The sequence below is a fragment of the Oleiphilus sp. HI0066 genome (assembly GCF_001635725.1).
In genome coordinates, this window is sequence record NZ_LWFH01001350.1 from 1 (window position 1) to 2,086 (window position 2,086).

At 45.5% G+C, this 2,086-nt stretch carries 2 protein-coding genes; both read left to right on the forward strand.

Features of this window, described 5'->3' with window-relative positions; translation table 11 throughout:
* Window positions 1-1,059 (forward strand): imelysin family protein (locus tag A3738_RS20305; RefSeq protein ID WP_068763812.1); only part of this gene is annotated, 1,059 nt, incomplete at its 5' end.
* Window positions 1,060-1,181: 122 nt separating this feature from the next.
* Window positions 1,182-2,086: TonB-dependent receptor plug domain-containing protein (locus tag A3738_RS20310; RefSeq protein ID WP_156504370.1), on the forward strand; the 905-nt coding region annotated here is incomplete at its 3' end.

Below are 2,086 nucleotides of genomic sequence, written 5' to 3' on the forward strand. Positions count from 1 at the left end.
AACCAAGCACTAAGCCTAGCAAATGCTATTGATGCATATTGCGATGAAGTGGCAATTAGTTCCGCCAATGTCGCATCCACCCTAGCGACAGCTCAGAGCACTTGGCAAGCTGCGATGACTGCGTGGCAACAAGCTGAAGTCATGAACTTCGGGCCATCATTCGACGGCGGGAACAATAGTATTCGAGAGCGAATTTATAGCTGGCCGGCCAAAAGCAGTTGCTTTGTTGATGGCGCCTTAGTTGATTATGATGACGATACAGCAGGATTTGATATTAACAGCCAAACCCCTCGTCGTATCGGATTAGATGCGCTTGAATATCTACTGTATTCCAATGATCTTGACCACACGTGTTCAACAGACAGCTCAACAACAAGTCCGACAAACGGTGCGTGGAATATCAGAACAGATGCTGACCGCTCACTTGCCCGTTGTGAATATGCCAAAATCGTAGCAAACGACGTTGCAGCTCAAATCACCGCTTTGTTGGACGACTGGCAAGGTGCAGGTGACAACTATTTTCAACAATTAAGTACTGCAGGCAGCACAAGCTCTCGGTACTCTTCAGCAACAGAGGCGTTGAATGAAATATCAGACGCACTGTTCTATCTAGATACAGAAGTGAAAGATATGAAAATAGCGGAGCCTGCCGGTATCAGCGCTGACTGTGCTAGTACAAGCTGCCCTGAAACAGTTGAATCTACATACGCCAACCAATCGCTGGCAAACATCAAAGCAAATCTTCAAGGTTTTCTCGCGGTATTAAATAACGGCATGGACGATTTACTTGAAGATGCAGGCCAAGGCAATATCGCATCCACCATGACAACCGATATTAATGCGGCAATTGCAAACATCGATAATTTCGGCACTACACTCGTTGCTAGCGTGACAGGAATCAATGAGGCTGACTGCACTAACTCTACTTCAGATAACAGACTTGAAGAAGCTTGCGCACTGCATGCTGATGTTAAGAAAGTCACAGATGTTCTTAAGACTGATTTCGTCACAGCACTAACTTTAGCGATTCCTCAATCAGCAGAAGGAGATAACGACTAGACCAAAGCGCTAGCGTTGTTATTTTCTATATCGAGCGAGGTCACAATCTTCTAGGCTCACAAAGAAGATTGTGATCTCGCTTAGTTATTTTTATTACCATAGATTTTACCCTATACCTGACTATGAAAATTAAGCTGTTACACCTTGCCTTTGCGGCACCTCTAGCGTTTTGCATTAGCCCACTATCACACGCGCAATCTGAAAATGAGGCTTCACTTAGTACCGAAGAAGCAGTCGCTTCGTCTTCCATTACCAGCGTTAAACGCGAAGACATCTACATTACCGGCGGTGCGACTCAGATCAAAAAACAACCGGGTTCCGCGCATCTCATCGACCAAAATGACATCGAAAAGTTTGAATATGATGATATTAATCGTGTGTTAAGCCATATACCGGGCGTCAATATTCAAGAAGAGGAAGGCTATGGCTTAAGACCCAATATCGGTTTGCGTGGCGCACATCCGCATCGCAGCCGTAAAATCGCATTAATGGAAGATGCAGTTTTGATCGGGCCTGCGCCCTACTCAGCTCCTGCCGCATACTACTTTCCAATGTTCGCAAAGATGGAAGGTATAGAAGTATTTAAAGGCCCGTCTGCCATTAAATATGGACCTAACACTGTGGGCGGGGCGGTAAATATGGTGACACGCTCAGTTCCAGAAGAAGATGGTGGACGCCTAAATATCGCCTACGGTACAGACGCCTATTCAAAAGCGCATTTGTTCTATGGCCAGAGAACAGATACTTGGGGCTGGTTAGTCGACGGCATCAACTTACAGACTGATGGTTTTAAAGACCTAGACACTGGCAATGACACTGGCTTTAACAAAAGTGATATTACGCTGAAGGGCTTGATCAACTCAGATATTAGCGCCGATATTTATCAGCAATTGGAAGTCAAAATTCAGTACTCGGATGAAGACTCTGACTCTACCTATCTTGGTGTCACAGAAGAAGACTTTCAGGACACGCCTTATCGACGCTATGCAGCTAGTGACCGAGACCATATGGACGCCGAGCATAAGCA